The 25,216-nt window shown below is 68.7% G+C and carries 22 protein-coding genes; 6 read left to right on the top strand and 16 right to left on the bottom strand.

Going from position 1 to position 25,216, the window contains the following annotated elements; translation table 11 throughout:
- Positions 1-36: 36 nt before the first annotated feature.
- The 4 genes from LR394_RS32265 to LR394_RS32280 all read right to left on the bottom strand — a co-directional run bounded on the left by LR394_RS32265 (position 37) and on the right by LR394_RS32280 (position 3,752).
- On the bottom strand, positions 37-795 hold the full coding sequence (locus tag LR394_RS32265) for an SDR family NAD(P)-dependent oxidoreductase (protein WP_269330153.1): 759 nt from the start codon (positions 793-795) through the stop codon (positions 37-39).
- A complete protein-coding gene (locus LR394_RS32270; protein WP_231448403.1) occupies positions 774-2,081 on the bottom strand; it encodes an L-fuconate dehydratase in 1,308 nt (435 codons plus the stop codon). The genes LR394_RS32265 and LR394_RS32270 overlap by 22 nt, the downstream gene beginning before the upstream one ends.
- Positions 2,081-2,929, bottom strand: a complete 849-nt coding sequence (locus LR394_RS32275) for a fumarylacetoacetate hydrolase family protein (RefSeq protein ID WP_231448404.1) — start codon at positions 2,927-2,929, stop codon at positions 2,081-2,083. Before LR394_RS32275 ends, LR394_RS32270 begins: the two co-directional genes overlap by 1 nt.
- Before the next feature lie 400 nt (positions 2,930-3,329).
- On the bottom strand, positions 3,330-3,752 hold the full coding sequence (locus LR394_RS32280) for a winged helix-turn-helix transcriptional regulator (RefSeq protein WP_407937170.1): 423 nt from the start codon (positions 3,750-3,752) through the stop codon (positions 3,330-3,332).
- 112 nt (positions 3,753-3,864) lie between these two features.
- Between LR394_RS32280 and LR394_RS32285 the strand changes: the two genes are divergently transcribed.
- On the top strand, positions 3,865-5,190 hold the full coding sequence (locus tag LR394_RS32285; RefSeq protein ID WP_269330159.1) for an MFS transporter: 1,326 nt from the start codon (positions 3,865-3,867) through the stop codon (positions 5,188-5,190).
- 52 nt (positions 5,191-5,242) lie between these two features.
- On the opposite strand, the gene LR394_RS32290 is transcribed toward LR394_RS32285, so the two are convergent.
- Positions 5,243-7,618: an ATP-binding cassette domain-containing protein gene (locus LR394_RS32290; RefSeq protein ID WP_231448407.1), complete on the bottom strand. Its 2,376-nt coding sequence runs from the start codon at positions 7,616-7,618 to the stop codon at positions 5,243-5,245.
- A gap of 112 nt (positions 7,619-7,730) precedes the next feature.
- A complete protein-coding gene (locus tag LR394_RS43345) occupies positions 7,731-8,324 on the bottom strand; it encodes an acyltransferase (RefSeq protein WP_231448408.1) in 594 nt (197 codons plus the stop codon).
- Positions 8,325-8,495: 171 nt separating this feature from the next.
- Between LR394_RS43345 and LR394_RS32305 the strand changes: the two genes are divergently transcribed.
- Together LR394_RS32305 and LR394_RS32310 are read left to right on the top strand one after the other, a co-directional pair.
- On the top strand, positions 8,496-9,416 hold the full coding sequence (locus LR394_RS32305; RefSeq protein WP_331283121.1) for a phosphotransferase: 921 nt from the start codon (positions 8,496-8,498) through the stop codon (positions 9,414-9,416).
- A gap of 315 nt (positions 9,417-9,731) precedes the next feature.
- Positions 9,732-9,968, top strand: a complete 237-nt coding sequence (locus LR394_RS32310; RefSeq protein ID WP_231448409.1) for a hypothetical protein — start codon at positions 9,732-9,734, stop codon at positions 9,966-9,968.
- A gap of 54 nt (positions 9,969-10,022) precedes the next feature.
- On the opposite strand, the gene LR394_RS32315 is transcribed toward LR394_RS32310, so the two are convergent.
- Together LR394_RS32315 and LR394_RS32320 are read right to left on the bottom strand one after the other, a co-directional pair.
- A complete protein-coding gene (locus LR394_RS32315) occupies positions 10,023-10,703 on the bottom strand; it encodes a DUF305 domain-containing protein (protein WP_231448410.1) in 681 nt (226 codons plus the stop codon).
- Positions 10,700-11,551, bottom strand: a complete 852-nt coding sequence (locus tag LR394_RS32320) for a lytic polysaccharide monooxygenase (RefSeq protein ID WP_231448411.1) — start codon at positions 11,549-11,551, stop codon at positions 10,700-10,702. Before LR394_RS32320 ends, LR394_RS32315 begins: the two co-directional genes overlap by 4 nt.
- 476 nt (positions 11,552-12,027) lie before the next feature.
- On the opposite strand from LR394_RS32320, the gene LR394_RS32325 reads away from it, so the two are divergent.
- A complete protein-coding gene (locus LR394_RS32325) occupies positions 12,028-13,884 on the top strand; it encodes a rhamnogalacturonan lyase (RefSeq protein WP_231448412.1) in 1,857 nt (618 codons plus the stop codon).
- 9 nt (positions 13,885-13,893) lie between these two features.
- The gene (locus tag LR394_RS32330; RefSeq protein ID WP_231448413.1) at positions 13,894-15,837 is read left to right on the top strand and encodes a sigma-70 family RNA polymerase sigma factor; all 1,944 of its coding nucleotides are present in this window, start codon (positions 13,894-13,896) and stop codon (positions 15,835-15,837) included.
- On the opposite strand, the gene LR394_RS43350 is transcribed toward LR394_RS32330, so the two are convergent.
- The 6 genes from LR394_RS43350 to LR394_RS32360 all read right to left on the bottom strand — a co-directional run bounded on the left by LR394_RS43350 (position 15,834) and on the right by LR394_RS32360 (position 21,394).
- Positions 15,834-17,087: a cytochrome P450 family protein gene (locus LR394_RS43350; RefSeq protein WP_231448414.1), complete on the bottom strand. Its 1,254-nt coding sequence runs from the start codon at positions 17,085-17,087 to the stop codon at positions 15,834-15,836. The two genes, LR394_RS32330 and LR394_RS43350, sit on opposite strands and share 4 nt — an antisense overlap.
- A gap of 64 nt (positions 17,088-17,151) precedes the next feature.
- Positions 17,152-18,420 carry a cytochrome P450 gene (locus LR394_RS32340; protein ID WP_231448415.1) on the bottom strand — a complete coding sequence of 423 codons (1,269 nt, stop codon included), beginning with the start codon at positions 18,418-18,420 and terminating at the stop codon, positions 17,152-17,154.
- A complete protein-coding gene (locus LR394_RS32345) occupies positions 18,417-19,022 on the bottom strand; it encodes a GTP-binding protein (protein WP_231448416.1) in 606 nt (201 codons plus the stop codon). The genes LR394_RS32340 and LR394_RS32345 overlap by 4 nt, the downstream gene beginning before the upstream one ends.
- A complete protein-coding gene (locus tag LR394_RS32350; RefSeq protein WP_231448417.1) occupies positions 19,000-19,383 on the bottom strand; it encodes a DUF742 domain-containing protein in 384 nt (127 codons plus the stop codon). Before LR394_RS32350 ends, LR394_RS32345 begins: the two co-directional genes overlap by 23 nt.
- Complete coding sequence (locus LR394_RS32355) at positions 19,380-19,796, bottom strand: roadblock/LC7 domain-containing protein (RefSeq protein WP_231448418.1); 417 nt, start codon at positions 19,794-19,796, stop codon at positions 19,380-19,382. The genes LR394_RS32350 and LR394_RS32355 overlap by 4 nt, the downstream gene beginning before the upstream one ends.
- Positions 19,793-21,394: an ATP-binding protein gene (locus tag LR394_RS32360; protein WP_231448419.1), complete on the bottom strand. Its 1,602-nt coding sequence runs from the start codon at positions 21,392-21,394 to the stop codon at positions 19,793-19,795. Before LR394_RS32360 ends, LR394_RS32355 begins: the two co-directional genes overlap by 4 nt.
- A gap of 297 nt (positions 21,395-21,691) precedes the next feature.
- Here LR394_RS32360 and LR394_RS32365 point away from each other — a divergent pair, with 297 nt between their 5' ends.
- Positions 21,692-22,060 carry an RNA-binding S4 domain-containing protein gene (locus LR394_RS32365; protein ID WP_231448420.1) on the top strand — a complete coding sequence of 123 codons (369 nt, stop codon included), beginning with the start codon at positions 21,692-21,694 and terminating at the stop codon, positions 22,058-22,060.
- A 242-nt stretch (positions 22,061-22,302) separates the two neighbouring features.
- Here the strand turns inward: LR394_RS32365 and LR394_RS32370 are convergent, their stop codons facing one another.
- Positions 22,303-23,388: a LacI family DNA-binding transcriptional regulator gene (locus LR394_RS32370; RefSeq protein ID WP_407937167.1), complete on the bottom strand. Its 1,086-nt coding sequence runs from the start codon at positions 23,386-23,388 to the stop codon at positions 22,303-22,305.
- A gap of 129 nt (positions 23,389-23,517) precedes the next feature.
- A complete protein-coding gene (gene mmsB, locus LR394_RS32375) occupies positions 23,518-24,777 on the bottom strand; it encodes a multiple monosaccharide ABC transporter permease (RefSeq protein WP_407937171.1) in 1,260 nt (419 codons plus the stop codon).
- Positions 24,778-25,216: the final 439 nt, after the last annotated feature.

Genomic DNA, 25,216 nt, shown 5'->3' on the forward strand with positions numbered 1-25,216 from the left:
TTCTCCTCATTGAGAATGCTTGCCGGGGTGGGCAGTTCAGGAGGTGGGACGTCTGAGGGTGTGCATGCCGCCGTCGATCGCGAGGACGGTGCCGGTGGTGGAGCCGGAGCGCGGATCGGCCAGATGCACGATGGCGTGCGCCACTTCGTCGGCGCTGACCAGCCGGCCGGTGGGCTGGCGGGCGGTGAGCCGGGCGCGTTCACCGGCCGGGTCGTCCGCCTTGTCCAGAAGTCTCTGAACCCAGGGGGTGTCAGCGGTACCCGGGTTCACGCAGTTCACCCGGATGCCCTCGGGCAGGTGGTCCGCGGCCATCGCCAGGGTCAGCGCCTGCACCGCACCCTTGCTGGCGGAGTACAGGGCGCGCTGCACCAGGCCGGTCCAGGCCGCGATCGAGCAGGTGTTCACGATCGCAGCCTGGCTGGACTCGCGCAGGTACGGCAGCGCCGCGCGGCTGGCCCGGACGATGCCGACCAGGTTCACGTCGAGCACCCGGTGCCACTCCTCGTCGGAGTTGTCCTCCACCGTGCCCTGCGCGCCGATGCCCGCGTTGTTGACCAGGATGTCCAGGCCGCCGAGGCTCTGGGCGGCCTGTTCGACAGCGCTACGAACGGACGCGTCGTCGGACAGATCAGCCACGAAGGCTTGGGTATTCGCGGGCGTCTGGCTCAGATCCCGATCCAGGATCGCCACCAGCGCGCCCTCTTCGACGAACCGGGCGGCGGTGGCCGCCCCGATGCCCGAGGCACCGCCGGTGATCAGAACTTTCAGGCCCTTCACGCGGGCACCTCCAGCCATTCGGCGCCACCGGGGAAGGCGAACTGCTCGAGGGTCGCGGGCACCATCTGGGCCGAGAAACCGGGCTGCTGCGGGGCGACGTAGTTGCCCCGGCTGATCAGGACCGGTTCGAGGAAGTGCTCGTGCAGGTGCTCGACGTACTCGATCACCCGGTCCTTCGTGGTGCCGGCCACCGCGACGAAGTCGAACATGCTCAGGTGCTGGACCAGCTCGCAGAGGCCGACCCCACCGGCGTGCGGGCACACCGGGATGTCGAACTTGGCCGCCAGCAGCAGGATCGCGATGTTCTCGTTGACCCCGGCCACCCGGGCCGCGTCGATCTGCAGCACGTCCAGCGCGCCGGCCTGGAGCAGCTGCTTGAACACGATCCGGTTCTGCACGTGCTCGCCGGTGGCCACCTTCACCGGGGACACCCCCTTGCGGATCGCCGCGTGCCCGAGCACGTCGTCCGGGCTGGTCGGCTCCTCGATCCACCACGGGTCGTACGGCGTCAGGGCCTTGACCCACTCGATCGCGTCGGCCACGTCCCAGCGCTGGTTGGCGTCGGTGGCGATCCGGATGTCCGGGCCGACCGCCTCGCGGGCCAGCCGCATCCGGCGCACATCGTCCTCGACGTTGCCGCCGACCTTCAGCTTGATCTGCGTGTAGCCCTGTTGCACGGCCTCCTTGGCCAGCCGGACCAGCTTCTCGTCGGCGTAGCCGAGCCAGCCCGGAGTGGTGGTGTAGGCCGGGAAGCCCTTTTCGATGAGCTCGGCCCGGCGGGCGGCGCGGCCCGGCTCAGCCTTGCGCAGGATGTCCAGTGCCTCGTCGCGGGTGAGCGCGTCGGTGAGGTAGCGGAAGTCGACCAGGTCGACCAGCTGCTCGGGGGTGAGTCCGGCCAGCAGGTCCCACAGCGGCAGGCCGGCCCGCTTGGCCTTCAGGTCCCACAGCGCGTTGACCACGGCCGAGATGGCCATGTTCATCACGCCCTTCTCCGGGCCCAGCCAGCGCAGCTGCGAGTCGTCCACGAAAAGCCGCCAGGTGGTGCCCATGTCGGCCAGCACCGTGTCCACGTCCTGGCCCAGGATGTGACCGGCCAGTGCCTGGATCGCAGCCACCTGCACGTCGTTGCCGCGGCCGATGGTGAACGCGAAACCGTGCCCCTCGAGCCCGTCCTCAGCGTCGGTACCGATGATCAGGTACGCCGCGGAGTAGTCCGGGTCGGGGTTCATCGCGTCCGAGCCGTCGAGGTGCTTGGAGGTCGGGAAGCGCACGTCGTGCGTCTCGAACCGGGTGAAGGTGGGCATCAGGCCGCTCCCATCTCGTGCCGCATCCGGCCCAGGCCGTCGATCTCGACCTCGACCACGTCGCCCGGGCGCAGATACGGCTTGGGATCGGCCATTCCGAGCGCGACCCCGGCCGGGGTACCGGTGTTGATCACGTCGCCGGCCTCCAGCACCAGGAACTGGCTGAGGTAGCGGATCACCTCACCGATGCCGAAGATCAGGTTGCTGGTGCTGCCGTCCTGGCGCAGTTCGCCGTTCACCCACAGCCGCAGGCCCAGCTGGTGCGGATCGGCCACCTCGTCGGCGGTGACGAACCAGGGGCCGAGCGGGTTGAACGTCTCGCAGTTCTTGCCCTTGTCCCAGGTGCCGCCCCGCTCCAGCTGGAACTCGCGCTCCGAGACGTCGTGCGAGACCACGTATCCGGCGACCGCCGCCAGGCCCTCCTCGGCACTGTCCAGGTAGCGGGCCTGCTTGCCGAGCACGACGCCGAGTTCGACCTCGTAGTCCGTCTTCTCGCTGCCGCGGGGCACCAGAACGGTGTCGTTGGGCCCGATCACGGTGGAGGGCATCTTCATGAAGATGATCGGCTCGGCCGGGATCGCGGCGCCGGTCTCCTCGGCGTGGTCGCGGTAGTTCAGGCCGATGCAGATGACTGCGGCCGGGCGCGGGACCGGCGAACCGGTACGCACCCCTTCGTGGGCCAGTTCGGGCAGGCCGCCTGCTGCGATCGCGGCGCGGGCGGCGTCCAGATCGGCGAACGTCCAGGCCCGGCCGGCATCGAGAACACCGGTGAGATCGAGCAGACGCCCGTCCTCCTGAAGGGCACCCACGCGCTCGGCGCCCGGCTCTCCCACTCGCAGCAGCTTCATCACTACTCCAGTCATCGGATCTCTGGCGTCGAGAGTCACAAACATCGGATGTCTTGTCAACGCCTCGCGCCGGACCAGAACTCGGTGATTCACCTGGGCTCAGGCGTGAAATCGTCACAGCAACCCAAAGCGGACAGCCCGATGCGGTCATACCGCACAACCAGGGCACCTCAGCGGCACTGCGGATACACCCGATGTTTGATCGCCGCCTCCCATGGCTGCCCCTGGCACGTGACAAGCCAAGCGGGCGTCACAACCCTCCAACCGACCGCCTGGCCACGCCGCCCACCCAGCCGCGTTACGCCCCGCCGGCCACATTCCCCACCGAACACAGCCTGCTACCGCCCCGCTATAGATATTGGGAAGACAAAGCCCGTTGTCGCGTGGCTTCGCCTTCCCATCAGGCTCGGGAAGTGGCCGCCGAGTCGTAGCGGGCCCGGGCGGCCGCGATCTCGTTCTGGTTCAGCTCAGTCCAGGTCACCAGCGCCTGCACGGTGGAGTGCAGGGTGGAGCCGAGCGGGGTGAGGGCGTAGTCGACCCGGGGCGGCACCACCGGATGCACAGTGCGCTCGATGAGGCCGTCGCGCTCCAGCTGGCGCAACGTGGAGGTGAGCATCCGCTGGCTGATCCCGTCGATCTGCCGCTTCAGCTCGGTGAAGCGCAGGGTGCGGCCCTGCAGCAGGGCGATCACCAGTAACGACCACTTGTCGGCGATGCGGTCCAGGATCTGGCGCACTTCGCAGTCCTCCCGCCGGTCCCACTGCCAGGGATCGGGGTCGGTATCACAGCGGTGACCGGGTGAGTCAGAAGTGCCTTCTTCCATGTCCATCGATGCTGCCTCAGGCTCGAAGCGGTTACAAGAAGGAACCGACCGGCGGTTCGGTAACCATGGTCAGGGGGATCTGCACGTGACGACTTCAACCACCACTACGCGGATGAGCGGCGGACTGCTGGCCGTGCTCTGCGGCGCCATCTTCCTGGAGGGCATCGACGTCGCGATGCTCAACGTGGCGCTGCCCGCCATCCGGGCTGACCTGGGCCTGTCCACCGGGACGCTGAGCGTGGTGATGAGTGCCTACGTGGTCGGCTACGGCGGGTTCATGCTGCTCGGCGGGCGGGCCGCTGACCTGTTCGGCCGGCGCCGGATGTTCCTGGCCTGGCTGGGTGTCTTCCTGGTGTTCTCCGGGCTGGGCGGGCTGGCCACCGAGAGCTGGATGCTACTGACCGCCAGGTTCGTCACCGGCGTGGCCGCGGCCTTCATGACCCCGGCCGGGCTCTCGATCATCACCACCAGCTTCGCCGAAGGCCCGCAACGCCACCGGGCTCTGCTGTTCTACTCCGGCACCGCGGCGGCAGGCTTCTCGCTGGGCCTGGTCGCGGGCGGTCTGCTGACCGCGATCCACTGGCGGTGGGTGTTCTTCGCTCCGGTACTGCTCTCGCTGGTCATCCTGCTGGCCGCACTCCGGCTGATCCCGGCTGGCACCGAAACCCGAGCGCCTGAGCAGCATCTCGATGCCACCGGGGCGGCCGCCATCACTGCTGCCATGATGCTTCTGGTACTCACCCTGGTCCGGCTGGAACACCCGGGCGAAGGCTGGGGCTGGACCTTGGCCTCGTTCGTCACCGGCAGCGCCCTCCTGGCCGCCTTCGTCCGAATCCAGCGCCGAGCCACCGCTCCCCTGGTCCGGCTCGGCATCCTGAAGTCGGCGGCCCTGCGCCGGGCCAACCTGGGTGCGGCGCTGTTCGCCGGGGCGTTCTTCGGTTTCCAGTTCCTGGTTGTGCTCTATCTCCAGGAACTGCGCGGTTGGTCCACCTTGGAGACCGGTCTGGCGATGCTGCTGATCGGCATCGACGCCGTCCTGGCCCCGACCCTGACCCCCTGGCTGGTGAACCGGTTCGGCACCGCGCCGGTGATCCTGGGCGGAACCGTCCTGGCCACCGCGGCCTACCTGCTCTTCCTACCGGTCGGCCCGGACTGGGCCTACTCCGCCATGCTGCCCTCGTTCGTCGTGCTGGGACTGGCGTTCGCTCTGGCGTACGGTCCGCTCACGATCGCCGCCACCGACAGCGTGGACGCCGGGGAGCAAGGCCTGGCCGGAGGCCTGCTGAACACCTCATTCCAGTTCGGCGCCGCCTTCGGCCTGTCCGCGGCGGCCGCTGCCTATACCGCCGGGGACGAGCTGTCCACCGCCCTTCTGGTACCGGTGGCGATGGCCGCCCTGGCCTCGGTGATCACGGCCCAAGGTCTGCGCCGGAACTGAACCACACCGAAACGGTGCCTGGGCTGTGCAAGCCCAGGCACCGTCCGCAATTTCAGGCTCCGATGTACTCGGCGAGATGCTGCCCGGTCAGAGTGGAACGATCGGCCACCAGATCGGCCGGGGTGCCCTCGAAAACGATGTTCCCACCGTCGTGACCGGCCCCCGGGCCGAGGTCGATGATCCAGTCGGCGTGCGCCATCACGGCCTGGTGGTGCTCGATCACGATCACCGACTTGCCCGAGTCGACCAGCCGGTCGAGCAGGCCGAGCAGCTGTTCCACGTCGGCCAGATGCAGGCCGGTGGTGGGCTCGTCGAGGATGTAGACGCCGCCCTTCTCGCCCATGTGGGTGGCCAGTTTCAGCCGCTGGCGCTCACCGCCGGAGAGGGTGGTCAGCGGCTGGCCGAGGGTCAGGTAGCCCAGGCCGACATCTTCCATCCGGTCCAGGATCTTGTACGCGGCGGGGATTTTCGCCTCGCCGTCCTCGAAGAACTTCTCGGCCTCGGACACCGGCATCGACAGCACTTCGCTGATGTTCTTGCCGCCCAGCGTGTATTCGAGCACCGCGGCCTGGAACCGCTTGCCCTCGCAGTCCTCGCACGGCGTGGCCACCCCGGCCATCATCGCCAGGTCGGTGTAGATCACCCCGGCACCGTTGCAGGTCGGGCAAGCCCCCTCCGAGTTGGCGCTGAAAAGAGCTGGTTTCACGCCGTTGGCCTTGGCGAAGGCCTTGCGGATGGGCTCCAGCAGGCCGGTGTAGGTGGCCGGGTTGGATCGGCGCGATCCCTTGATCGGGGCCTGGTCGATCGCCACCACATCGTCCAGCGGCGCCACCGAGCCGTGGATCAGCGAGCTCTTGCCCGACCCGGCCACCCCGGTGACCACCACCAGCACACCCAGGGGAATGTCGACGTCCACCTTTTTCAGGTTGTTCGCCACCGCCCCGCGGATCTGCAGCACCTCTTCGGCCTCGCGCACCTGCTCCTTCAGCACCGACCGGTCGTCCAGATGCCGGCCGGTGAGGGTGTCGCTGGAACGCAGCCCTTCGAGCGACCCCTGGTAGACCACCTCACCGCCGGCGGTACCGGCCCGCGGGCCCAGGTCGACCACGTGGTCGGCGATCGCGATGGCCTCGGGCTTGTGCTCCACCACGAGCACGGTGTTGCCCTTGTCGCGCAGCTCGATCAGCAGGTTGTTCATCCGGGCGATGTCGTGCGGGTGCAGGCCGATGGTGGGCTCGTCGAACACGTAGGTGACGTCGGTCAGGGCCGAGCCCAGGTGCCGGATCATCTTGGTGCGCTGCGACTCCCCACCGGAGAGCGTGCCCGCCGGGCGGTCCAGGCTGAGGTAGCCCAGGCCGATCTCGACGAACGAGTTCAGGGTGTGCCGCAGCTTCTCCAGCAGCGGTGCCACGCTCGGCTCCTTGAGCCCGGACACCCAGACCGCCAGGTCGCTGATCTGCATCTGCGCCGCGTCCGCAATGCTGATGCCCTTGATCTTGACCGAGCGGGCCCCCTCGGCCAGCCGGGTGCCCTCGCACTCGGGGCAGGTGGTGAAGGTGACCGCGCGCTCCACGAAGGCCCGCACGTGCGGCTGGAGCGACTCCACGTCCTTCGAGAGCATCGACTTCTGGATCTTCGGGACCAGACCCTCGTAGGTGATGTTGATCCCGTCGACCTTGATCTTGGTCGGCTCCTTGTAGAGCAGGTCGTGCAGCTCGCGCTTGTTGTACTTCCTGATCGGCTTGTCCGGGTCGAAGTAGCCGCTGCCGATGAAGATCCGGCCGTACCAGCCCTCCATGCTGTAACCCGGAATGGTGAACGGATTGTCGTTGAGCGACTTCTCCGCGTCGAAGAGCTGGGTCAGGTCGATGTCGTTGACCGAGCCGCGGCCTTCGCAGCGCGGGCACATCCCGCCGACCCGGGTGTATTCCGCCTTCACCGCCCGGGTCGCGGCCCCGCGTTCCACCGTGACCGCGCCGCTGCCGGAGACCGAGGCGACGTTGAACGAGAACGCTCCCGGGCCGCCGATGTAGGGCTTGCCCAGCCGGCTGAACAGGATCCGCAGCATCGCGTGGGCATCCGTGGCGGTGCCCACGGTGGAACGCGGGTCGGCGCCCATCCGCTGCTGGTCCACGATGATCGCGGTGGTCAGCCCCTCCAGCACGTCCACGTCGGGCCGGGCCAGCGAGGGCATGAAGCCCTGCACGAAGCTCGAGTACGTCTCGTTGATCAGGCGCTGCGACTCGGCCGCGATGGTGCCGAACACCAGTGAACTCTTGCCCGACCCGGAGACCCCGGTGAACACCGTGAGCCGCCGCTTGGGCAGCTCCACGCTGACGTCCTTGAGGTTGTTCTCCCGGGCCCCGTGCACGCGGATGATCTCGTGGGTGTCGGCGACGTGCGGCTGCTGCGCAGTGGCCTTGCTCATCGGTTCTCCATCGGTCAGGCGGACAGACGTCCTTGGCATCGTGTCACGCGGGCGCCCGGCACCCGGGCGACTCGCTTCTCGATTCCTGACCGACCTGGGCAGCCGAACTCATCTATGCGGAGTTGCGGACCGCCTCCACCACGTCCATCGCCTTCGGGTCCAGATCGAGCCGGCCCTGGCCGATCCGCCGGGTCCAGATCGCGTTGCTGCGCACCACGCGGGCCGGAACACCCACGCCCACCGACAGCGGCGGGATCTCGCCGGAGACCACCGCCCGGGCGCCGACCACGCTGCCCGAGCCGATCGAGGCGCCCTTCAGCACGATCACCTGCTTGCCCAGCCAGACGTGGTCGCCGATGTCGATCGGCTGGTCCAGGTTGACCCGGTCGCCACTGTCGATGTCGTAGATGGCGTGGGTGTCACTGGTGCGGATCTCCACCGCGAACGAGAACATGCAGTCCTCGCCGATGATGATGTCGCTGCCGGTGGCGATGACCTGCGCGGTCTCACAGGTGGTGTCCGCCCCGATGACGACCCTGGCGCCACCGGAGACGTTGATGTTCCACTTGCCCTTGACGCCCTCACCGATGTGCACGGAGCACGGCCCGGCGTTGTTACGGGCCTTGATCTTGCCGGTGATCGAAGCCGAGGGGGCGATCTGAATGTCGTGCCCGGTGCCCTGCAGGTCCAGCTGGAAGTCTTCCACGAGCCCGGGAGCTTTCCACAAGAATCCTAACTTGACTAGTGGAGAATCCCTTCCGGGTCAAAGATTGAACATCGGGTGAAACGACGGTTTCGGGACGACGTTCAGCCGACGTTCATCCGGTTAAAGGTCGGGTCCGGCGCGGGAGCCGGAGCAGCAGGAGAGGACGGAACGGTGCACGCAGATCAGCTTCCGATTTCCGGGGCCGTGGTGTCGGCCTTGATCGCCGGGCAGTTTCCGGCCTGGGCCGGACTGCCGGTGCGCCGGGTGCAGGCCGAGGGCACGGTGAATGCCGTCTTCCGGATCGGCGAGGAGCTGGCCGCGCGATTCCCGCTGCGCCCGGCCGAGCCGGCCCAGGCCCGGGCCGAGTTCGTCGGCGAGGCGGCGGCCGCGCGGAAGCTTCTTGCTGCCAGCCGATTTCCGGTTCCTGAGCAGGTGGCCCTGGGTGCGCCGGGCGAGGGGTATCCGATGCCCTGGGCGGTGCAGACCTGGTTGAGCGGTGTCACTGCCACCGAGGTGGATCCCAGCCGCTCCCCCGGCTTCGCCGATGATCTGGCCGAACTCATTCTCGACATCCGGGCGATCGACACCGAGGGGCAGACCTTTTCCGGAAAGGGCCGGGGCGGGGAACTCACTTCGCAGGACGCCTGGCTGGAGAAATGTTTCGTGGAAAGCGCCGGACTGCTGGATGTGCCTTATTGGCGGAGCCGGTGGGCTCAATGGCGAGAATTGCCGCGAGTGGCTCCGGACCTGACCACTCATGGCGATCTGATTCCGGGCAACGTACTGGTTTCGGCGGCGCCGGCGGTGCGGCTGAGCGGAGTGCTGGACGTCGGTGGTCTGGGTCCGGCCGATCCGGCGCTCGAACTGGTGGCGGCCTGGCACCTGCTCGGCGGCTCCACCCGGGAGCGACTGCGCCACGGGCTGGAGGAGGACGACCTGACCTGGGAGCGCGGCCAGGCCTGGGCATTCGCGCAGGCCATGGGTCTGGTCTGGTACTACCGGGAGAGCAACCCGACGATGAGCCAACTCGGACGACGGACCCTGAAGCGGCTGGAGGGCGCTTCGCGACCCGGGAAAAGGTCTGACCTTTAGCCGGTTTGCAAGGAGGGCATGTCACACCCTTGCATTACTTGGCGTCACCATCGGAAGTCGCTCGATCGCCCTGCGCAGGCGCCGGACCAGCACTCCTGAGCCCGGCCGGAATCCCGGTGCGATCACGCTGCGTCCCGGCAAATCGACAACTGCCGAATAATCCGGTCGGACATGAAAAGCAATTATCCGGCCGCGCCTTTGAACTGTAACAAGTCGCCCGATGCCCGCGTGGTAGTTTTCGTCGCACTTAGCCACTGAATCATTAATTCGGTGGATCTTTCGTGCCCTCCCTGACCGAAAGGACAAGTGCGTCCCATGACCGCCACGCGAGGAATCATCGCGTCTCTGGTCGCCGTGACCCTGATCGGGGTCGGGGCATTCGTCTGGATGCAGAACCGGGACTCCTGCCCGGAACCGTACTCCGCGGGCGGCAAGTACACGACCGGCGACGAGGTCAGCTTCACCGACCAGATCTGGAAGGCCGAGCGGGCCGGCACCACCCAGGTGCCGGGGCCGAACGCGACCGAGTGGTCGCTCAACGGCACCTGCTGAGCAATTACGGGGAACGTGAAGGGGACGGATCGCCTGGCGATCCGCCCCCTTTCGCTATCCGGCGGGATTCTCCGCGATCAGCTTGAGCATCTGCTGGACCTGGGCCGAGCGTGAGGTGTCGATCCGCTCGGCCAGCTCGAGAACACCCTTGTTCCGGCCCTTCTCGGCCACGTACTCGGCGATTTCGACCGCGTTGCTCTGCTGGGCGATCAGCAGGTTCAGGTACTGGGTCTGGAACTGCGTCTCCGGCGCCGAGGCCAGGCCCTCCAGATCGGCCGCGGTCAGCGTGCTCACCCCACCGTGCTCGGCGTGCAGATCGGCGTCGTCGGCCGGCTGCTCGTCCTCACCCCAGGCCTTGAGCCAGCCGCTCATCTCGGCCCGCTCGTCGTCCTCGGTCACCGCGATCGCGTCGACCAGGGCGCCGGCCTGCTTGGACAGCTCACCGTCACCGGCCCGGGCGGTGAGCTTGGCCGTCTCGATCTGCCGGGCCACCATCATCTGCAGGAACATCACGTCGGCATCGTTGTAACCGGCTCCGGCCTCGGCGGTCTGCGCGCTCTCGGTGGCGCTGGGCTCGGCGTGCGAGCCGTGTGTGGTGGCCAGTTGGGTGGTGGCCTGCTGCCCGCCACCGGTGCTGATCGTCACCCCGTCGAGGGCTCCGCAACCGGCCAGGAACAGCACCGCACCACCGGCCAGGACGACCCCGGTGACCGCAACGGCCCGCAACCGGCTCACTCCGGCAGCCAGAGGGCGAGCACTACCGGCGGTTCCCAGCCGGGCAGAGTGGTGTGCGACTGACGGCATTCATAGGTCACGCCGTCGTAGGTGACCTTGTCGCCGCGGTTGTACCAGGTCCAGTCCTGCCAGTCGCCCTCGGCTTCGGGCTCCTGAGGCGTCTCGGTCGGCTCGCCGGCGCCGGGCGCGCCGGTAGTGGGGACGGTGGTGGTGGGTTCGTCGTCCGGGTACTGCGGCGCTGTGGTCTCGTCCGGCTGGTCGGTGCCGTCGGTGGGCTCGACGGTCGGCTGCTGCGGGTTGCCGGAGTTGCCGTTCCCACTGCCGTTACCGCTACCGCTGCCGCCGATGTCCAGGTCGATGCAGTTGTAGAAGGCCATCGGGGTGTCACCGATGTTCCAGACCGCCAGCAACGTCTGCTCACCGGTGTAGCCGCTCAGGTCGACCTGGTGCGAGACGGTGGCGTTGGGCACCGCGTTCTTGTCGTCGAACTCCTCGATCAGGGTGCCGCCGATGTAGTACTGCCAGGTGCTGGTCCGGTGCCGCGCGGTCAGGGTCCAGTTGAAGGTCTCGCTGGTGCCGACCGCGGTGTGCGGCCAGTCCCGGGACTCGTCGTCCAGCTCGCGGAACGCCTCGTTCCCGCCGCTGCACTTGGTCGAGCCCTTGGCGGCCTCCACACTCTGCGGCTCGTACTGGATCTGGCCGCAGCCGGAGACCGCGCCGCTGGCGCACAGTGCCTGGCGACTGGGCGGGGAGGAGACGTAGCCATGGGCACCGGCCGGCGCGGCCAGCGCCACCCCGGCGAACAGCGTGCCCAGCGTCGCCAGCGGAAGGGCGACCTTCTTGAACATGGAAAAGCACTCCTGTCAGGGATGGAGTGCCCGGCGGGTCGGGCCGGACGGCGTCCATGTTTCTGCTGGTGAGGACCGGTTCACAAGCTGGTTGCAGCCATTTATCCGGGTCTTGACCGACGCCTGACCCTGACGTACTGGCCGTAACATTTCGTGACGCATTGACTGCAACACGTCACATATCGGATCGGCGGCGAAAAGGTTGCCCGGCTCGGTGACATTTCTCGGGGATTTACGTTATCCCGTCCCTGCACCGGTTACGTGAGCACAACCTTGAGGTTCCCCGCACCTGTTCATGACCCTTTCCCGGGCAACCTTTTCGATGTTTGACAGCCCGAATCAAGCTGACCAGGATTCACGATGCCCACCACGGAATCGAAATGCCCGCTTGCGCAAAGGGATTGCGTGAGCTGATTCCACGCGCCCGCTCCCGGTGGAGAACGCGGCGCGGCCGAGGCCGGTGAAAAGAGGAATCCGTGAGTCAACGTCGTCATTCCAGCCGGCGCCGCACCGTCGCGGTCGCCGCGGGTATCGCCCTGACCGGAAGCCTGGTGGCCGCGGGGGCCGCCGTGGCCGTCGGGAGCGGTACCGGCAGCAGCACCGTGGCCGCTGCGGCCGCCGCCAAGGTCACCGTGGCCGGCCATCAGCTGGAGCAACTGGGCCGGGGTGCGGTCAGCGTGCGTTCGGGCAGCAACAACCTGATCAGCTGGCGGCTGCTGGCCACCGACGCCAAGACCGCCGCCTTCGACGTGTACCGCGACGGCAAGCTGGTGAAGTCCGGGATCACCGGCTCCACCAACTACCTGGACAAGAACGCCGCGGCGAACGCCGTCTACACGGTGCGGACCGGCTCCGAGACCGCTGCCGTGCGCAACCTCTCCAGCGGCTACCTGCGGGTGCCGATCGGCAAGCCCTCCGGCGGGACCACGAAAGACGGTGTGGCGTACACCTACACCGCCAACGACGCCTCGGTGGCCGACCTGGACGGCGACGGCGAGTACGAGGTGATCCTGAAGTGGGATCCGACCAACGCCAAGGACAACTCGCAGTCGGGCTACACCGGCAACGTCTACGTGGACGCCTACAAGCTCGACGGCACCCGGATGTGGCGGATCGACCTGGGCCGCAACATCCGGGCCGGGGCGCACTACACCCAGTTCCAGGCCTACGACTACGACGGTGACGGCAAGGCCGAGGTCGCGATGAAGACGGCCGACGGCACCAAGGACGGCAAGGGGACGTTCATCGGCACCTCCGGCGCCGACCACCGCAACTCCAGCGGCTACGTCCTGGCCGGGCCCGAGTACCTGACCATGTTCAACGGCCAGACCGGGGCGGCCACGTCCACGGTGAACTACACCCCGGCCCGGGGCACGGTCTCCAGCTGGGGCGACAACTACGGCAACCGGGTGGACCGGTTCCTGGCCGGCACCGCCTACCTGAGCGGCAGCACGCCCAGCCTGATCGAGGCCCGCGGCTACTACACCCGCTCGGTGGTCACCGCCTGGGACTTCAAGGGCGGCAAGCTGACCCAGCGCTGGCAGTTCGACTCCAGCAAGCAGAGCAAGCCCGCCGACTGGGCCGGGCAGGGCAACCACCAGCTGTCCGTGGCCGACGTGGACGGCGACGGCAAGGACGAGATCGTCTACGGGGCGATGGCTCTGGACGACAACGGCAAGGGCCTGTGGACGACCAAGCTCGGCCACGGCGACACCCTGCACGTGGGCGACCTGATCCCCGCGCGGGCCGGGCTCGAGGTGTACAAGGTCAACGAGAGCAAGGGCAGCGGGCCGGCCGACTACATCGCGGACGCGGCCACCGGCAAGATCATCACCAAGTCGGCCAGCTGCGGCTGCGACACCGGCCGGGGTGTGGCGGGCGACATCTGGGCCGGCAGCCCGGGCGCCGAGCAGTGGTCCTCCAGCGTGGACGGCACCCGGGACAGCACCGGCAAGAAGATCGGCAGCAAGCCCAGCTCCACCAACTTCCTCCTCTGGTGGGACGGCGACACCTCACGAGAGCTGCTGGACAGCAACAAGATCAGCAAATGGACGCCGACCGGCGAGACCCGCCTGCTGACCGCCGACGGGGTGCACTCCAACAACAGCACCAAGGCCACGCCGGCCCTGTCCGGCGACATCCTGGGTGACTGGCGGGAGGAAGTGATCTGGCCGGAGGCGGACGACAAGGCGCTGCGGATCTACAGCACGCCACACGAGACCACCAGCCGCTTCACCACGCTGATGCACGACTCGCAGTACCGGGTGGCCATCGCCTGGCAGAACACCGCCTACAACCAGCCGCCGCACCCCAGTTACGCGCTGCAGAAGTAAGGAAGAACCATGCCGGAGGACGAACCGGGTCTGGTCCGCGCCGCACAGGCGGGTGATCGGGCTGCCCTGCAGGAGCTGATGGCCCGGTACGTACCTCTGGTGTACGGCCTCGTCGGCCGGGCGGTGAGCCGCCCGGCCGATGTGGACGACGTGACCCAGGAAGTCCTGCTCGCGCTGGTGAGCGGTCTGCCCGGGCTGGAGCATCCGGCCGGCTTCCGGTCCTGGCTGGTCGCCGTGACCACGCAGCACATCGACGATCACTTCCGCCGGCAGGCCACCGAACCGCTGCTCACCGCCGCACCTTCCGAGCCTTTCCAGAGCTTCGAGGATCTGGCGGTGCTCCGGCTGGATCTGCAGGGTCAGGAACGGCATCTGGTGCGGGCCGGGCAGTGGCTCGACCAGGAGCACCGGGCGTTGCTGGCGCTGTGGTGGGAGGAGTCGGCCGGGCGGATCACCCGGGCCGAGATCGCGGCGGCGCTGGAAGTCGGTGAGGCGCACACCGCGGTGCGGCTGCAGCGGATGCGGGAACAGCTCGAGCAGTGCCGGGTGGCGGTGGCTGCGCTGGAGCGAGAACCCCTGTGCAGCGGTCTTTCGGCGGTGGTCGAGGGCTGGCGGGGTGAGACGAATCCGTTGTGGCGCAAGCGGATCACCAAACATGTGCGTACGTGTGTGGTGTGCCTGCGCGAGGCCGAGGAGCAGTTGCCGATCGCCCGGTTGATCGCCGGGCTGCAGGTCTTGCCGCTGCCCGCTGCGCTGGTCGCGGCTCTGGTGCGTAAGGGCGTGCTGGCGCCGGAGGCCGAGCCGATCGCGGCGGCGGCGCTTCTTCCGGACGAGCCGGAAGTGGGTGCCTGGGCCACGGTGAAGTGGGCCGGGCGGGTGGCCACCGTGGCCGGAGCTGCGGCGGTGCTGCTTTTCGTCAGCGGTTTCTTGTACGACGTCAGCCAGCCGCCAACGATCCGGGCCGAGAAGCCGGTCGGGACTGCCGCCCTCAGCGCCTCTTTGGCATCTCCTACCCCCTCCCCTGCGACCTCGCCCTCGGCAGTCCCGGCCGCCGCTCGGTCCAACGCTGCTGCCACTTCCAAGAGCACTGCCACTTCCAAGAGCACTGCACCGTCGAAGGCCAGAACCGACGGATGCGCGCGAGAAGACATCCCGGACCGCACGTGGCCGGCCTGGACCATGCCGAACTCCGGTGAGAACCTGCCGGATCAACAGCGTTACACCGTTCGCGACAACGGAACGGTGCTCGACGAGATCACCTGCCTGACCTGGCAGCGCGAAACCCCTTCTCAGCGATACACCTTTGCCGCAGCCCAGAAGTACTGCTCGAAACTCACTCTCGCTGATGCCAACTGGACGCTGCCCACCCGAGTGCAGCTGACGTCCATTGTTGACACCACGCGCTCAGGCCCTGCCATCAATCCCAAGGCCTTCCCCGACACACCAGTGTCGTTCTTCTGGACGTCCTCGCCGTGGGCCACCCCGCACGACCCGGCCTACGCCTGGATCGTGAACTTCTACGAAGGCCTGGCCAGCAACGCGGCCGACCAGAGCGGCGAATTCGCGGTGCGCTGCGTGCAGTCGCCGAAGGGCTCCGGCACGGTGCAGTACGAGGTTTCCGGCCAGCAGGTGAAGGATCCGATGACCGGACTGACCTGGCAGCGGGGAACTTCCGAGGAGATGCCGTCGTCCGAGGCAGAGGCGTACTGCGCCGGTCTCGACGGGGGTAAGTGGCGGTTGCCCGGGGTTCAGGAACTGGCCACGCTGGTGGACGAATCACTCGTCGGCCCGGCGATCAACCGTGAGGCGTTCCCCAGCACCCCGGCCCGCGGCTGGTACTGGGCCGCGAACCGGGCTGCTGCAGAGCAGAACTCGCGCTGGGCGCTGAACTACGACGACGGGTACACGAACTACCGCAACCTGAAGACGGGTGTGGTGCGCTGCGTGCGTTAGCCGAGTTTGACCGGCAGGGTCGAGGAGCTGTTCGAGAACAACGAGGGCAGCGGGATCAGGTCGCCCTCGTCCACGGCCAGGTCGATCTTCGGGTAGCGGTCGAAAACGGCCGGGATCGCGATGTTTCCCTCCAGCCGGGCCAGGGCCGCCCCCACGCAGATGTGCGGTCCGGCCCCGAAAGCCAGGTTCTTGCGCTGGGTGCGGTTGATGTCGAACCGGCCCGCATCGTCCCCGTGCTGCTTCTCGTCCCGGCCCACGGCGCTGTACGGCGCCATGATCGCCTCGCCCTTGGGGATGACCACCCCGGCGATCTCCACGTCTTCCAGCGGGTACCGGAACGGGAAGTTACCGATCGGGGCGTCCCAGCGCAGCGTCTCCTCGACCACACCGGCCCACTCCCGGGGGGTGCCCGTGGTGGCGATCTCGCGCTGGTCGGGGTGGGTGCACAGAGCCCGGACGGCGTTGGTGATCAGCGCGACCGTGGTCTCCTGACCGGCCCCGAGCATGATCAGCAGGGTGCCGATCAGCTCCTGCTCGTTCAGCGCCTCCGGGTCGTTCTCGTTCTCCGCGATCAGCGCGCTGGTCAGGTCGGAGCCCGGGTTCTCCCGGCGGTAGACGACCTGCTCGGCCAGCAGCCCGTACAGCCGCATCTGGCTGGCGACCACCTCTTCCGGGCTCAGGTCGGACCGGAAGACGTTGTCCATCTCGGACTTCAGCGCGTCCCGCTTCTCCTCCGGGATGCCGAGCAGCTCGGAGATCACCAGCACCGGGACCACGTCGGAGTAGTACTTGCGGAAGTCGACCACCCCGTCCTCGTCGGCGTGCGTGGGCAGCTCGTCGAGCAGGCCGTTCACGATCTCCTCGACCCGGGGGCGCAGCGCCTCGACCCGGCGCGGCGTCAGCGTGCCGGTGACCAGCTTGCGCAGCCGGCGGTGCTCGGAACCGTCGGCGGTGAGCATGTTGGTCACCTTGACCATGCCGATCAGCGGCCAGTCGTCGCCGACGTGGCCGGACTTGATGTCGTTCCAGTTCTGCCAGTTCTTGCTGAAGCGGGAGTCGTTGACCAGGTCACTGAGCAGCGCGTGATCGGTGATGCTCCAGGCGATCACGTCGCCCGGCAGCTTGACCCGGACCACCGGGCCGAGCGCCCGCAACCGGGCCGCCTCGCCCTGGTGGTCACGGCCGGAAGGGTCCAGCTCGACGAGAGGAACGCTGTTCGGATCCACGGTGAGGGGCGCGGTTTCGGACACTGGGTGCCTCCTGGCAAGGTTGCGTTCTTGCGACCGGCTCTTCCCTGAGACCGGTCTCCTCCGGTCAGACGCCGGAGGTGGTCAGCGGTCTGGCCACGGTGGAGAACTCGACCGGCAGAGCGGTCGGCACCCGGGTCCACGGTGAGGGCAGCCAGGTGAGTTCTTCGGCCGGGACACTGAGGTGCAGGTCCGGAAGCAGGTTCAGCACGGTACCCACCGCGGTCCGCACGATCACCCGGGCCGGCACCCGGGCCGGGCAGGAGTGCGGGCCCGCGGCGAAGGCCAGGTGGGCCTGGTTGCCCGGCTCGGCGACCGGGTCGTTCCCGGTCCGCATCATCGGGTCGTCGACCACCGCGCCCAGGCCGAGCACCATCGCGTCACCCTTGCGGATCTGCTGGCCGCCGAGTTCGGTGTCCTGCAGCGCGTACCGGGCCGGCATCACGTTCATCGGGGGCTCGCGCCACAGCGCCTCGTCGAGTGCGTCGTCCACCCCGAGGCTGCCGCCGCGCAGCTGGGCCGAGAACCGCGGGTCGGTCAGCAGCAGCCGCAACGTGTGCGCGATCCACGAGGTCATCGTCTCGTTGCCGGCGCCGATCAGCGGGACCAGCGACTGCACGCGCTCTTCCAGGCTGTGCAGCTCCGGGTGCGCCACGATCACACCGGTGACGTCGTTCACCTTCGGCCCGCCGGCCCGGCTCAGCACCAGGTCGATCAGGATCTCGTCGAACCGGCGGTCACCGGCCTGGGAGTCGGACTGGCTGCCGAACAGCGCGGCCAGGGCCCGGCGCAGCTCCTGCCCGCCCTCCCGGTCCAGGCCGAACAGCGAGGCCAGCGCCAGGGTCGGGATGATCGCCGCGTACTCGCTGATCAGGTCGGCCGAGCCGCGCTCGGCGAAGTCACCGATCAGGTCGGCGCACAGGGCCTCCACCTCGCGGCGGATCGCCCGCTGGTCGATGGTGGCGATGCCCTCGTCGACCGGGCGGCGCAGCCGGCGGTGCTCCTCGCCGTCGGCCTGGAACAGGTTGGGCCGCCAGCCCATCATCGGCAGCAGACCCGAGTCCGGCGAGACCAGGCCGTCGTTCAGGTCCCGCCAGTTGCGCGCGTCGTGCCCGAAGAGCCGCTCGTCCCGGGTCACCGTGAGCAGTTCCCGGTAGCCCATCACCAGCCAGGCGGCCACGCCCGGCTCCAGCTCGACCTTGACCACCGGGCCTTGCTCATCGCGCAGCCGGCGGAAGACCACCCGGTGGTCGGGGGCTCCGGTGGCGCTGATCAGCGGGGGGAGGCCGGCCGTACCGGAGTGGGCGGGGCAGCCGGGCGGAGGGGACTGAGTCACTGGGCGAACTCCCGGGAACGCGGATCGTGGGTGACGACGTACTCGCACAACGCCAGCAGGGCCTGGGCGCAGGAATGCCGGTCGCGGGCGTCGCACTCCACCACCGGCGTCTCCGGCAGCAGGTCGAGGGCCGCGCTGACCTGGTCCAGGTCCACGTCGGGGCTGTCCGGAAAACGGTTCACCGCAACGGCAAAGGGCAGTTCTCGTTCCTCGAGCTGCTCGAGGACGTCGAAGCTTTCTTCCAGGGTGCGCACGTCGACCAGCACCAGGACGCCGATCGCGCCGACCGCCAGATCCGTCCACAGGTCCCAGAACCGGCGCTGACCGGGCGCCCCGAACAGGTAGAGGACCAGCTCGGGGTTGATCGTGATCCGGCCGAAGTCCATCGCCACCGTGGTGGTGCGCTTGCGGCTGCCGCCGTGCAGCTCGTCGACGCCGACCGAGGCCTCGGTCATCACCTCCTCGGTGCGCAGCGGGGTGATCTCGCTGACCGAGCCGACGAGCGTGGTCTTGCCGACGCCGAACGCGCCGACCACGAGAATCTTGGCCGAGCGCTGGATCGTGTCGGGGAGATACCGGTCAGCGGATCCCGCGGAGTCCATTCAGCACCTCCAGCAGCAGAGCGGAGTCGGGGGCGGCCGGGCGGGAGACGCCCGAGCGCGCCGAGAGGTAACCGGCGTCGATCAGGTCCGAGGCCAGCACGCTGACCAGGCTGACCGGCAGGTCCAGATGTACGGCGGCCTCGGCCAGCGAGAGCAGCCGCGAGCACATCCGGACCAGGGACCGCTCCTCGCGGGAGGCGGTGACCGGCAGTTCCCGGTCGGGATCGGGCGCGATCAGCAGGGTTTCCACGCCGACCGTGTTCCGGCTGGCCCGGGCCCGGCCCCTGGTGATCACGTAAGGACGCAGGGCCCGGGCCGGGAACGCCGGGGTTGAGTGGTCTGGTTCCCCAGACCCGGTCATTGGGGAGTTTCCTGGCGGGCCGGGCTGCTGAGGTTGGCGGCGCCGATCTTCAGCACCTGGGCCTGCATCGCCCGGGCCACCTGGCGCGGGTCGACCACCGGGTCGGCGACCACCGCGAGGTGGGCGCCGTCGGCACTGCGCAGGAACAGGAAACCACCGTCGAACTCGATCATCTGGTGCCGGACCAGGCCGTCACCGGTGCCGAACTCCTGCCCCAGGGCGCGCCCCAGGGACTGCAGTCCGGAACAGGTGGCGGCCAGCCGCTCGGCGCGGTCGCGGCCGAGTCCGGCCGAACCGGCCAGCAGCAGGCCGTCCACACTGAAGACGACCACGTCACGTACTCCAGGGACGACGCTGACTTCGGCGATCATCCAGTCTCGGTCGTGCTGACCGGAAATCTGCTCCTTGCTCATCCCTCGGCGGCGTCCTTCCGCTCGGTCGAAAGGCTTGGGCGGCCTTCGAGGTCGGTGTCATTCGCGTGCTCTGAGCTCAGCGCCGCACCCGTCGACGGGGTGTCCGTCGAGGGTTCGGCGACCGGGTTCACCGGGATGGGCTGCGACCCTTCGAAGAACCGTTCCATCCAGTCGCCGGCGTCATCGGGGGCGGTGGTGGGAGCGGTGGGGGTGACCGCAGGACGGGGTCGGCCGTCCAGGTCGCTCCGGAAGGGGGTGATCTGGTCCTGCTTGCGCGCGGAACGGCGCTGCGGAAGCTTGGTTTCGGAGTCGTCCGCCTGGCCGGGGCAGCGGCTGGCCGCCTTCCCCTCGCGCATCGGGCTCCGCTTCGGCATGGGAGCCGATTCGACGACGGGGGTGGGATCGCTCGTCGGGGCGATCCGGGTGTCCACCACGTCGGGCAGGCGAATGCCTGCGGGAGGGGTACTTTCCGGGTCCGGACGCTCGATCGCGGCCGGGGCGGGCAGGGCCACCGTCACGACCAGATGGGTCGGTACCAGCACCACGGCCCGCACTCCGCCGTACGGGGAGATCCCCAGGTCGACAGTGAGTCCGTGACGGCGGGCGAAGCGCCCGACCACGGCGAAACCGGTCTGCGGGATCTCCCCGACGTCGCTGACTCCGAGCAGGCGCCGGCCGGAGACGATCTCGCGGGCCTCGGCCAGGCGGTAGTCGTCCAGGCCGAAACCGCTGTCGTCGATCTCGATCACGGCGCCGCGCTGCACCCCGCGCACCGCGACGCTGACCGGGGTGGTGGGGGCCGAGTACTCGGTGGCGTTGGCCAGCAGTTCGGCGATCAGGTGGATCAGCGGCTCGACCACCCCGGGCATCCCGGCCACGGTCTGGTCACCGGTGACCTGCACCCGGCTGAACGCCACGATCCGGCCCGAGGCGGCCCGGACCACGTCGACCAGGGCCAGCGGGGCGGGCCACTGCTGACCGGGCCACTCGTCGCACAGCACCTTCACGCTCTGCGCGTGCCGGGCCTGCTGGGTGGCCGCGTGGTCCACCCGCATCGTGGTCTCGAGCAGGTCCGGGTCACCCGGGTGCTGCTCGGCCAGGCCACTCATCGCCTGCTGGATCCGGTGCGCCGAGGTCTGCACCCGGCTGGCCAGCTCGACCAGGGCCAGGCGGCGCGACTCGTCGCGGTCCTGCACCGTGCCGCTGACCTGGCCCAGCATCTCGTCCAGGAGCGAGACCGTCTCGGGTGAGAGTTCCTGCGGCTGCTCGGCCGGGGGCACCTCGGTGCCGGCCAGCGCGGCGGGCAGCCGGATCTTGACCAGGTGCTGCAACTCCTGCTGCAGCTGCACCAGACGCTGGCGCTCCTTGGCCACCGCCAGGTCGAGGTCGCCCGGGGTGATCACCGGCTCGGCCTGGCTCGGCTGCTGGGCGGGGAGCTGGGGGGCGACCGGCTGCGGCCGCAGCGAGGGCTGCACCGGGGCCGTCTCCGGCCAGGGCAGCGTTCCGCGGTGCCGGGCCCAGGCCGCGGCGCCGGCGACCAGTGCGCCGACCAGCCACGGAGACGGGGAACGCCGGGGAGGCCGCGCTGAGCTGGTCAATGGACACCCTTCGCGTAGCAAGACGGTCACTTCGCAAGCACGAACAGCCCGACCTGCATGAATTCCATGACAAGTCCTTTTACGGCCGTATCGGACTAATGGGCGAAAAACCTAGCACAACTGCCCTACCGCACCACAGGACGCTCCGTCTTGATTTTCGTGAACTTCTGCCCCAGATTTTTCGTCCCGAATAGCGGAATAGCGTTCGAGCCGGGGACCACTTCGCGGATTGGCGAACCGCCTTTTCAGCGCGCGGGCAAGCACCGCCAAAGGGCGACCGAGGCTTAGGGTGGAGGGATGGATCCGGCTGAAGTGCGCCTGGACGTCTGGGTCTCCTCGGTGCGCCTGTTCAAGACCCGCTCGGCCGCCTCGAGCGCCTGCCGCGGCGGGCACGTCGCGGTGAACGGCAACAAGTCCAAGCCCTCGACCATGGTGCGGGTGGGCGACAAGATCGAGGCGATCACTCCGGGCGGTGAACGGATCGCCGTGGTCCGCAAGCTGATCCAGAAGCGGGTGGGCGCGGCGGTGGCGGTGACCTGCTTCGAGGATCTGACCCCGGCGCCGCCGCCCAAGGAGGAGATCGTGCACGTCGCGGTGCGCGATCGGGGAGCCGGGCGGCCGACCAAGCGCGAGCGTCGTCAGCTGGACCGATTCCGGACGCAGTGACGCGCGCCGAGGCCAGGCTCTAGAGCAGCGTGAGTGAAATCCGGGTCAAGGACAGTCCAACTGTCCGCTTCTTCCCGATTGTCGCGAAGCGGGCGATGTCGCTTACTGGATGAGTACCACTCGTCCCCGGCACCGGGCGGATGCCGGACGCCCTGCGGGTGGGGCAAGGCGCCGCTCGGGCGGCGGCGCAGCAGATGACAGGTGCGCGGTCCCTGGCCGACGGGGGACAGGGACCGCGCCCTTCACTGGGCCGGGGGCGGTGGTGCGGTGCTTTCCCGGATCACCAGTTCCGGTTCGATCACGTGCCGTTCGGGCACGCTCTCGCCGGTCTCGATCTGGGCCAGCAGCGCCTTCAGGCTGCGGCGCCCGACCTCCTCGAACGGCTGGCGCACCGTGGTCAACGGTGGGCTGAAGTAGCCGGCCTCGGGAATGTCGTCGAACCCCACCACGCTGATGTCGCCGGGCAGCGCGCGACCGTTCTCGCGCAGCGCCCGCAGCACGCCGACCGCCATCGAGTCGTTGGCGACGAACACCGCCGTGACATCGGGCATCCGCGCGAGGATCTGTCCCGCGTCGTAGCCCGTGGGCGCACCCCAGTCGCCGTACAGCAGCGGGGGCACCTCGGCACCGGCGTCCTCCAGGGCCGCCGTCCAGCCGCTGACCCGTTCCTGGGCCTCGTAGAAGTGGCCAGGACCAGCGACGTGCCAGACCGTGCGGTGCCCGAGAGCCAGCAAGTGCTCGGTGGCGGCCCGGGCCCCGGCGATCTGGTCCACCGCGATCACCGGCAGCGCCGGGTTGACCGAGCTCTCGATCGCCACCAGGGGCAGGTGCCGGGCCATGGTGGACAGGCTCTCGCCCACCGAGGTGAGCGGCGCCACGACGACGATGCCCTCGACGCCCTGACGTTCCAGCCTGGTCACCGCACGTTCAACCGAACCACCCTCTCCCCCGCCGACATTCGCGACGGTGAGGATGTAACCTTCCTCGCGGGCGGCCGCTTCGACGCCGTACAGCATCGACATCGGGCCGTAGAGAGCGCCCCCTATGGTGACCAGGCCGAGCACCTTGGACCGGCCGGTGACCAGTGTGCGGGCCGCCGAGTTGGGCCGATAGCCCAGCTCGTCGATCGCCGCCAGAACCACGGCGCGAGTCCGGGAACTCACGCCGTCACTACCGTTGAGTACGCGGGAAACCGTTTGGTGCGACACCCCTGCGAGCCGTGCGACGTCATGCATCCCTGGGCGTTTGCGCGCGTGGGCGCCGCCCGGACTGCTGGGATTCCCTGGATCGCCGCCGGCCTGGGCCGCCGCCCGGGACGGAGGTGTCATGGATCTGATCCTAACGTCGCGGGAATCACCGGCCCGGGGCGAGCCCTGGTGCAGGCGCCGGAAGCGACTCCTGCACCAGGGGTTTCACCCCGGCTATCGACCGATCGATGAGCAAAACCGCCGGTATGTCTATCTGGAACTGGCACCCGCGCGACGCTTGGTCCAGACGTCGAAGGCCACCGCGGCCAGCAGCACCAGACCCTTGACCAGCATGACCTCTTCGCTGCCGGCGCCGAGCAGGGACATGCCGTTGTCGATCACGGCCATGATCAGACCACCGGTGATGGCCCCGATCACGCGACCCACACCACCCTGCACGGCGGCGCCACCGATGAACGCGGCCGCGATGGCGTCCAGCTCGAAGCTGTTACCCGCGGTCGGGCCGGCCAGGTTCAGCCGGCCGGAGAAGATGATGCCCGCGACCGCGGCCAGCACCCCCATGTTGACGAACAGCCAGAAGGTGACCTGCTTGACCTTGATGCCGGAAAGCGTTGCGGCGTGCAGGTTGCCACCGATGGCGTAAATGTGCCGGCCGAACACGGCGCGGCTGGTGATCAGCGTGTAGATCACGATCAGGGCGCCGAGCAGGACCAGCACCCAGGGCAGGTTGCGGAACCGGGCCAGCTGGACGATCACGAACATCAGAACGATGGACGGGGCGATCACCTTGGCCAGGAACAGCCCCATCGGCTCGACCGACTGTCCGTAGCCGACCCGGGCGGCCCGGGCCTTCCACTGGGTCCAGACGATCGCGGCCACCAGGGCCACGCCGACCAGCAGGGTGACCAGGTCGGCACCGCCCAGCGGGCCGAGCGCGACGTTGCCGAGCCAGCCCGGGGTGAACCCGTTGGCCATGGTGCGGACCGTGTCGGGGAACGGGCCGATGCCCTGGTTACCGAGGATCACCAGGGTGACGGCGCGGAACACGAGCATGCCGGCCAGGGTGACGATGAAGGCCGGAATGCCGAAATAGGCCACCCAGTAGCCCTGCCAGGCCCCGATCAGACCACCCATCAGCAGGGTGAGCGGGATCGCGATGGCCCAGTGGATGTCGTTGTTGACCATCAGTACCGCGGAGAACGCACCGGTCGCGGCGAGAACCGAGCCCACCGACAGGTCGATGTGCCCGGCGATGATGATCAGCACCATGCCGATCGCCAGGATCAGGATGTAGCTCTTCTGGACGATGATGTTGGAGAGGTTCTGCGGCTGCAGCAGGTCCCCTCCGGTCAGCACGGTGAAGAGCAGCACGATCAGCGCGAAGGCGATGTAGATGCCGTTCTCGCGCAGGCTGTTGACGTTGAACTTGAACCGTCCGCCGCCGCTGCCGCCGACGGCGACCGCGGCCGCGCCCGGCTTGGCCTTCAGGTCGACGGCGGCCGGCTTGATGCTCGGCGCCGCTTCCTTGGTCGCCGTGGCCGTGGCGGCCGCCGCGACCGTGGTGGCCGACTCGGTGCTGGTCACGTCGGTGGTGGCCGGCGCCGCGTCCTTGGTCTCAGAGTCCTTGGTCTCAGAGTCCTTGGTCTCAGAGTCCTTGACCGCGGAGTCCTTGGTCTCGGAGTCCGCAACCACAACGTCCTTGGTCTCGGGCTCGGCAACCACGGCGTCCTTGGTCTCGGACTCCGTGACCACAGCGTCCTTGGTCTCGGGATCCGTGACCTCGGCGTCCTTGGTCTCCGGCTCCTTGACCTCGGTCTCGGCGGACTCGGTCTCGGTCTCGGCGGGCTTGGTCTCGCTCGTACCGTTGGCCGAAGCGGTCTCCGGAGTCACCGCATCGGTGGTCTCGGTGGCTTCGGTGGCCGGCGTGGCGTCCTTGGACTCGCCGGTC

Origin of the sequence: Kineosporia babensis (genome assembly GCF_021129305.1) — a bacterium.
Classification (GTDB): domain Bacteria; phylum Actinomycetota; class Actinomycetes; order Actinomycetales; family Kineosporiaceae; genus Kineosporia; species Kineosporia babensis.

Excerpts from the sequence above, each read along its gene's own strand:
- LR394_RS32265 (WP_269330153.1), bottom strand. The coding sequence starts at position 795 with ATGGCTGGAGGTGCCCGCGTGAAGGGCCTGAAAGTTCTGATCACCGGC.
- LR394_RS32330 (WP_231448413.1), top strand. The coding sequence starts at position 13,894 with ATGCCGGAGGACGAACCGGGTCTGGTCCGCGCCGCACAGGCGGGTGAT.
- LR394_RS32350 (WP_231448417.1), bottom strand. The coding sequence starts at position 19,383 with ATGACCGGGTCTGGGGAACCAGACCACTCAACCCCGGCGTTCCCGGCC.
- LR394_RS32275 (WP_231448404.1), bottom strand. The coding sequence starts at position 2,929 with ATGAAGCTGCTGCGAGTGGGAGAGCCGGGCGCCGAGCGCGTGGGTGCC.
- LR394_RS32285 (WP_269330159.1), top strand. The coding sequence starts at position 3,865 with ATGAGCGGCGGACTGCTGGCCGTGCTCTGCGGCGCCATCTTCCTGGAG.
- LR394_RS32355 (WP_231448418.1), bottom strand. The coding sequence starts at position 19,796 with ATGAGCAAGGAGCAGATTTCCGGTCAGCACGACCGAGACTGGATGATC.
- LR394_RS32290 (WP_231448407.1), bottom strand. The coding sequence starts at position 7,618 with ATGAGCAAGGCCACTGCGCAGCAGCCGCACGTCGCCGACACCCACGAG.
- LR394_RS32345 (WP_231448416.1), bottom strand. The coding sequence starts at position 19,022 with ATGGACTCCGCGGGATCCGCTGACCGGTATCTCCCCGACACGATCCAG.
- LR394_RS32310 (WP_231448409.1), top strand. The coding sequence starts at position 9,732 with ATGACCGCCACGCGAGGAATCATCGCGTCTCTGGTCGCCGTGACCCTG.
- LR394_RS32320 (WP_231448411.1), bottom strand. The coding sequence starts at position 11,551 with ATGTTCAAGAAGGTCGCCCTTCCGCTGGCGACGCTGGGCACGCTGTTC.
- LR394_RS32365 (WP_231448420.1), top strand. The coding sequence starts at position 21,692 with ATGGATCCGGCTGAAGTGCGCCTGGACGTCTGGGTCTCCTCGGTGCGC.
- LR394_RS32280 (WP_407937170.1), bottom strand. The coding sequence starts at position 3,752 with ATGGAAGAAGGCACTTCTGACTCACCCGGTCACCGCTGTGATACCGAC.
- LR394_RS32270 (WP_231448403.1), bottom strand. The coding sequence starts at position 2,081 with ATGCCCACCTTCACCCGGTTCGAGACGCACGACGTGCGCTTCCCGACC.
- LR394_RS32370 (WP_407937167.1), bottom strand. The coding sequence starts at position 23,388 with ATGACACCTCCGTCCCGGGCGGCGGCCCAGGCCGGCGGCGATCCAGGG.